This is a genomic window from Deltaproteobacteria bacterium (assembly GCA_016874775.1).
Lineage (GTDB): Bacteria > Desulfobacterota > Binatia > Bin18 > Bin18 > VGTJ01.
The window spans coordinates 1-7,098 of record VGTJ01000240.1; the positions used below are offsets into that span (position 1 = coordinate 1).

7 protein-coding genes are annotated in these 7,098 nt (G+C 52.7%); 3 read left to right on the forward strand and 4 right to left on the reverse strand.

The genetic code is table 11. The features are described 5' to 3' along the window. Window positions 1–129: 129 nt before the first annotated feature. The gene (locus tag FJ147_26080; protein ID MBM4259355.1) at window positions 130–414 is read left to right on the forward strand and encodes a hypothetical protein; all 285 of its coding nucleotides are present in this window, start codon (window positions 130–132) and stop codon (window positions 412–414) included. Window positions 415–660: 246 nt separating this feature from the next. Continuing rightward, window positions 661–1,464 carry an alpha/beta hydrolase gene (locus tag FJ147_26085; protein MBM4259356.1) on the forward strand — a complete coding sequence of 268 codons (804 nt, stop codon included), beginning with the start codon at window positions 661–663 and terminating at the stop codon, window positions 1,462–1,464. 38 nt (window positions 1,465–1,502) lie between these two features. Here the strand turns inward: FJ147_26085 and der are convergent, their stop codons facing one another. After that, window positions 1,503–2,933: a ribosome biogenesis GTPase Der gene (gene der, locus FJ147_26090; GenBank protein ID MBM4259357.1), complete on the reverse strand. Its 1,431-nt coding sequence runs from the start codon at window positions 2,931–2,933 to the stop codon at window positions 1,503–1,505. Window positions 2,934–3,042: 109 nt separating this feature from the next. On the opposite strand from der, the gene FJ147_26095 reads away from it, so the two are divergent. Continuing rightward, complete coding sequence (locus tag FJ147_26095; protein ID MBM4259358.1) at window positions 3,043–4,176, forward strand: hydrolase; 1,134 nt, start codon at window positions 3,043–3,045, stop codon at window positions 4,174–4,176. A gap of 168 nt (window positions 4,177–4,344) precedes the next feature. On the opposite strand, the gene FJ147_26100 is transcribed toward FJ147_26095, so the two are convergent. From FJ147_26100 to FJ147_26110, 3 genes are all read right to left on the reverse strand, one after another. After that, the gene (locus FJ147_26100; protein ID MBM4259359.1) at window positions 4,345–4,833 is read right to left on the reverse strand and encodes a hypothetical protein; all 489 of its coding nucleotides are present in this window, start codon (window positions 4,831–4,833) and stop codon (window positions 4,345–4,347) included. Window positions 4,834–5,126: 293 nt separating this feature from the next. Continuing rightward, complete coding sequence (locus FJ147_26105) at window positions 5,127–6,623, reverse strand: thiamine pyrophosphate-requiring protein (protein MBM4259360.1); 1,497 nt, start codon at window positions 6,621–6,623, stop codon at window positions 5,127–5,129. Between the two features lie 3 nt (window positions 6,624–6,626). After that, window positions 6,627–6,869: a hypothetical protein gene (locus FJ147_26110; GenBank protein ID MBM4259361.1), complete on the reverse strand. Its 243-nt coding sequence runs from the start codon at window positions 6,867–6,869 to the stop codon at window positions 6,627–6,629. Between the last annotated feature and the right edge of the window lie 229 nt (window positions 6,870–7,098).

The window sequence follows — 7,098 nt, forward strand, 5'->3', positions numbered from 1 at the left end:
ACTTGATCACCCATTCTGGTTTCGGTGTCTTACTGATCACGTTGAACCAGAATCACTGATCAACTTGCATCAGAATCGATGATCACGTTGCATCAGAATCGGTGATCATTTTGGTCCAGAAAACGCAGCATGCCGGACATCGATGCGTCGAGCCACGTGCATAAGAACCTGAATCATCCAATGGGACCGATGCTGTACACCATCTCATGTATGCACTGCATGACCGTGTCGTTGGCCCTCAACGGCGAAGGCCTTGGCGCGATGTGGGGGGAAGAACAGGCGCGGACACTATTGGTAGAGGCGGGCTTTACCCATGTCGATGTGAAACGCCTACCCCATGATGGGCATAATAGTTACTTCATCGCGACAAGGAGTGATAAAGCGAAAACGGATTTTATAAGAGAGAGCAAGTAGTTCTCTGTCCTCATCACGAAGATACGTCAAAGGGTTCCTTCTCCCTCCGGGAGAAGGACAGGATGAGGGGGAGAAAATAGTAGTTTTCTTTAGGTCCCCTCACCCTAACCCTCTCCCGGAGGGAGAGGGAATTCCTTTGCCCAATGCTACGGTTGGTACCGAACAGTACAGAAGAAGTTCAGGGTAAGGATCGCAAACCAAGGAAGAAGAGCAAAAGATCTGCATTTTCCCAGAGAAGAGGTGTGTATGACCTTCACAAGCAAATCGTTGGCATTATCTACCGGCGTGACACTTCCCTACGTTGAACAAGGTGACCCTCACGGTATACCCGTGATTCTCTTGCACGGTGTCACCGACTCCTGGCATTCGTTTGAGCTGGTGCTGCCTTACCTGCCGCCAAACCTTCATACCTTTGCGCTGACCCAACGTGGGCATGGAGATGCCGATCGACCATTGGGCGGCTACAGCTTTCGCAACTTCGCTGCCGATATCGCCGCCTTCATGGATGCACTGCAGATCAAACAAGCGGTGATTGTTGGTCATTCGATGGGGAGTGGGGTGGCACAACGCTTTGCGTTGGATTATCCTGAGCGGCTTCTCGGACTCATGCTGGTGGGAGCATCCGTCAGCTTGCCCAAGAACCCAGCCGTGCGGGAATTCTGGGAGACGGTAGTCTCAACGCTTACTGACCCGATTGATCCGCAGGTGATTCGCGAGTTTCAACAGAGTACCTTGGCCCAACCGGTTTCTCCCACATTTTTCGAGACGGTGGTGAATGAAAGTCTCAAAGTCCCGGCACGCGTGTGGCAGGCGACCTTCTCGACCTTTCTGCAAGAAGATTGGTCCAGCGAGTTGGAGAAGATCACTGCACCAACACTGATTGTCTGGGGTGACCAGGATGCCTTTTGCCCTCGTGGCGATCAGGACCTGCTCAAGTCGACGGTCTCGAACTCTCAGTTACTCGTCTATAAGGGAGCGGGGCATGATCCACACTGGGAAGAGCCGGAACGGTTTGCCAAGGACGTCAGTGCATTCATCAAACGGCTGTGAGGCGGGGACTGGTCTACCGCATAGAGAACAGCGAGTGATCAGCGTTGGGCATGCTCTGCGCGTTCCGGGATGGCCTCATCTTTCCTCCGGGCGCGGAAGCTTAATTTCACTGGTGTACCGAGTAAGTCATAATTCGCCCGTAACTGATTTTCGAGATAGCGCTCGTAGGCTGGAGTGATGCCTTCGGGGACGCCAGTAAACAGGACAAGCTGAGGTGGCTTGGTGCCAACTTGCGTCACGTAAAAGATCTTTGGCTGCTTGCCTTTGAAGCTCGGTGGTGGCGTGCGTCTCGTCCACTCCTGAAAGCTACGATTCAACTGCGTCGTTGGTAACTGTAGCGCATGGGCCTTTGCCACTTGCATGACCACGGGAAGCAGCTTGCTCAATCGAGCACCGGTGAGCGCGGAAAGAAACACCACTGGTAGTGACGTGGTGATGGGTGCCATGTAATGCAGATTTTCCACGTAGCGGGTTTGGTTTTTCTTCTCGGCTGGGACGGCATCCCATTTGTTGACCACTAGCACGAGTGCTCGTCCGCGGTCCCAGGCATACCGAGCAAGGCGCACCTCTTGGTCGGTAATCCCTTCAACTCCATCAATGACCAGCAGACCGATCTCCGCCCGTTCAAGGGCTTTGAGAGCAATGAGGACACTGGCTTGTTCAATCCGTTCGTGAATCTTGGTTTTGCGTCGTGCACCGGCAGTATCTACCAGGAGAATCTGCTGCCCATCCCATTCGATTAAGCTGTCAATTGCATCACGCGTAGTGCCGGGAGTTGAATCAACGATCGAACGTTCAAAGCCAACCAGGCGATTGAGTAATGATGACTTGCCGACGTTGGGGCGCCCGACGATCGCGACATGAAGAGGGGTGTTAGGTGTTGGGTGTTGGGTGTTGGGTGCGGAAGCTTTGGCGTGGGGTTCCTTTTGTTGCCATGTTTCTGCGACAGCTTCCATGAGATCACTGACGCCGCGGCCATGTGCGGCGGAGAGCGTATATAGAGGGTCGAGCCCGAGAGCGAAGAACTCTGCCGCGCTCGCTTCTTGTTTATCACCATCAATTTTGTTGACTGCGAAGAACGTTGGCTTGTCAGTGCGGCGAAGAAGATCTACAGCTTCAGCGTCTGCGGGATTCAAACCTTCACGTCCATCGAAGAGGAAGATAATGACGTCTGCTTCACTGATCGCAAGGCGAGTTTGCTCTTGGATCCGAGAATTCAGGCCGTCAGCGTCATCAAAATCGAGCCCACCAGTATCAACTAAAAGGATTGGCTGTCCTTGCCACATGGCTTGAGCAAAGTTGCGATCGCGGGTGACTCCTGGGGTATTATCGACTACTGCTTTGCGCTGGCGCAATAGGCGATTGAAGAGGGTCGACTTCCCTGCATTGGGGCGACCAACGATTGCGACAATAGGAATCCGGTTGCCACCTGGTACCGTTGTGGGCGTTTCAAGCATCGTTTGTTCCATACCTCTCCTTTGTAGAGGGCTCCTGCTGAGTGCTCAAGGAGGGCTTCCTGATGTGCGTGGTACCATGCTATCGTCCGCCGCGATTTCATTTGTCAAAAAGGAGGGAACGATGGCAAAGGCAATCGAGGCATACACTGCGGTCGGTATTTCACCAACCGTGCGCGGCGTGCTGAAACGGGAGCAAATCAAAACCAACATCGAGCACTTGCATGAAGTCTGTGCCGGTGCGTGTTGGTTGTCGAGCTTAGCACTACCTGTGAGACTGATCGTCATTCCCGAAGGGGCTCTACAAGGGTTCACTGACGAAGTGTTTGACTGGGATCACGAGAAGTATGCCAATGAAATCGCCATCGATATTCCCGGCCCCGAGACCGATATGCTGGGGAAACTGGCCAAGGAGTTCAATGCGTATATCGTTGCTACAGCAAAGTCACGCGAGCCAGAGTTCCCTGGGTTGTTTTTTAACAACGTGTTCATGATTTCTCCGCAAGGCAAAGTTGTTCTTCGACATCGCAAGAATTCACCGCTGTTTCCAGTCGAACATTCTGTGTGTCCACACGATGTCTGGGACAAATGGATCGAACTTCATGGGCGATCGCTGGATGCTTTCTTTCCAGTAGCAGATACAGAAATTGGCAAGATCGGTATCTGCATGGCCAACGAAGGCTCGTATCCCGAGTTGATTCGTGGTCTGGCCATGAACGGTGCCGAAGTGATTTGTCGTCCAGCTTATCCCGAACCGCATGTGAGTAACGGAGCCTGGGAAATTCAAAACCGGGCGCGTGCATTGGATAATACCTGTTACATGGTCGCGCCGAATCTTGGCACCTATTATCTGCTGCCGGATTCGCCACTACCTGTGGATACGTTTGGCGGCCACTCGATGATTGTCGATTATCGCGGCCTCATTGTTGCGCGGCATGACTACGGTGCTGGGTCGTCGTACTGTGGCGGGGTGATCGATATTGAGTCGCTCCGTGAATTTCGTGCCCGTTCGCCGCTGATGAACTGGATGAAAGACCTGCGTACCGAGGTTATCTCGCTGATCTATGAAAAACCCATTTATCCCAAGAACCTGTGGCTCAAACGTAAGCCGATGCACCATGCCGAGTATAAAACTGAAGTCATCGATCGCCAGGTGCGGCTGATGCAAGAGCGGGGAATTTTTACCCCATCAACAAGAAGTGAAGTGAAGAAAACGCAGCCAACCAAAGCAAAGAAGAATGGAAAAAAGCGAAGATAGAGCGGTTGTCCTGGGCATTTTCTACCGCTACTCGCAAGTCGCACCAAGTTCCCTCTCCCTGCTAGGGAGAGGGCTATGGTGAGGGTCGAAAGCTGAGAATTGGATAAACGCAATGGCAAATTGCTATAAGCACTGCAGGCGAGCGTAGTGCACTACGCCCCAGTTCGATTAATCAACGAGATACACTTTCCGCGAGCGCACCCCAAACTGCGTACACGCCTGTACCGATGGCAGGAAGAGATCGAGTTGCTTTCCTTTGATGGAGCCTCCGGTATCTTCGGCAACGCGCTTCCCGATACCTTCAATCTCAATGACTGTGCCAAGAGGAATGACGCGCGGATCAACCGCGATCGTACGGCCACTCACAGGAAGGGTTCCGCTTGCCGTCCGCGATCGTCGGTTTCCATAATGCGTATAGGCGCGCATGGTAAATGTCCCGAGTGAGCGACGATTTCGTGTGGGTGTAGCGGTAGTGGGTTGCGGTTTACGATGGGCAACGGCTACATCTGCAGCACGAGACAGTGGTACGTGTGTCCGATCTTTTGTGCTCTGACTGACTGTGGTTGTAGATGCAAGCTGATGCATCGTGCAGCCTGGACCGGTACTGCTGACGAACAGTCCACTCACAATATAGGCTGCCATTCTCTTTGCGATCATGTCGTACCCCCGTCAACGTGTAAGTTGCCGCACTAGCAAAACTACATGCCGCGACTGAATACCGAGATCAGATCAAAAATTATTGCCCCGGAGGAAAAAGATCGGCACGTAGGCGAGATTCTATAGGGAGTATGAAAAATAACCAAAAGTATTTCGCGAGAGTAGAATGAAAATTAGAGAATAGAACGTGAAGAGGCTTTGGGTATAGCGAACGAAAATAGAACGTGTTTGCCGTTGAGTGTTCAACCTTCAGCGTTTGTTCCTACTGACTACTGAACGCTGACGGCTTGTCTTCAAGAAATCCCAAACCCTCGCACGTTCCCACAATCCACATTAATCAACGCTTGCCGTTTTTCCTCTCGCACGACTTTGAGCGCACGTTGCAGCGCTGCGGGAAGTTCTTGCGGTGTGTGAACAACTTCACCGTGACCACCACAGGCTTGGGCGAACATTTCATAGGCGGGTTGTACACCAAAGCGACCAAAGGGAAAGTTCTCTGTGCGTACTGCACAGCCTTGTGGATGTACACCACGTGTGGCCATTTGTGTGGCGTTCCAACCGCCGTTGTTACAGATAATGATCAGAATCGGCAGATTATGCATGGCGGACACCATGTGACATGCACTCGGAACACCGAAAACGTAGGTGCCGTCACCAACGACTGAGATGACCGTTTTATCTGGTGCACCGAGCTTCACTCCCAGTGCGCCTCCGACGCCCCAACCAAGTCCACCTGCGGGCGAGAAACCCAGATATGAACCAGGTGTGTTGAACTCGATGTGGCGCAGACTGAGGTCATATTCATTGACGAAGATCATGTTGTCGTCTTTGAGTTGATTGAGGCAGTGCGAGACCCACTCGAACGTCAACACTTGCGATCGTCCTTTCTCGTCGGCCTCTTGTCGCCAGGCTCTACGCAATGCGTCATGTTCTTTCTTCAGACGATCCCCTCGTTGCGTGATGTTTGCTTCTCGCCCGGTACGAAGCTTCTGCAAGGCTGTGGTCAGTTGTGAGACCGCAACTGCAGAATCTCCGGCGATCGCGAGAGTCGTCGGAAATCCCCAAATCGGGTAGCGGCTGTGTAGTGGATCAACACCGATATGGATGACATGCGCATCTGGGTTGGCTTTGTGTATGGCCGGTGCCCAGGGAACATCACAGTCAATGACGATAATGACATCTGCTTTTGGAAGAAGCGTCCCTGGTTCGAAGCCTAAATGTAGCGGATGTCCAGCTGGAAAATTGACATGGGCAGCGAAGGGATACTCAACCACCGGGAGAGCAAAAGACTCTGCGAGTGCTACTAAAGCCGACACCGCAGCCGGGTGACGTCCGTACGTGCGGGTAATGATCAAAGGGTACTTTGCTTCAGCCAGCATTGCTGCCGCTTCGGCGATTCGCTGAGGATCAGGAAACGGTGCCGTTGTTGGCAAGAACGCCGGACCATCTTGGTACGTGAACTCAGAGTGAGTTTGGGCAAGGACTTCACGTGGAAAAGTCAGATATACTGGCCCTTGTGGTTCGCTCATGGCGACCGAAAACGCACGACGAACGACAGTTTCAAGTTGATCGAATGACCGGAGTTCGTAATCCCATTTGACATATTCACGAACCATCGCCGCTTGATCGAAGGATTCCTGCGCCCAATGGATCAACAAATCCCGACTGCCAAGATTGCCCACTTCGGTAATCGGCGTGCGTCCGGCACTTAACACCATCGGAATGTTCGCGCGTGCAGCATTGATCAAGCCACAGATCACATTTGCGGTACCGACCGTGGTGTGCACCATGACTCACGGCGGCTCGCCTGTCACTAAGTGATAGCCATGCGCCATACTTACGGCCACGAACTCATGTGGCACTTGAACCCGGTAGGGTGAAGCCTTGCCTTCGGCAGCAAACTTGGCAAAACCATCAATCAGTGAAGCGAAATCGGTACCCGCATTACCAAAGAAGTATTTCACGCCCATAGCGCGCAGCAGTTCGAGATAGGCTTGGGCGGTGTTTTCTACGGGAACGGTTTTACGTATTGGCATGGGTGGGGTTCCTTGGTGCTAGGTGTTCGGGGCTAGGGGCTGGGGAAAAACTAACCCCCAATACCTAACACCCAGCACCTAAATAGAAACTCACTCGATGGCAAGTGCTAGGCGGCGAGGGGAAGCGCATACACCTGACGTTCCACCGGGAAGGACCGGCGTTTTTGCAGCCAAGCAAAGACTAAATTGACTAATTCCTCTATACTCTGACAGCGATGACAGCGGGTAA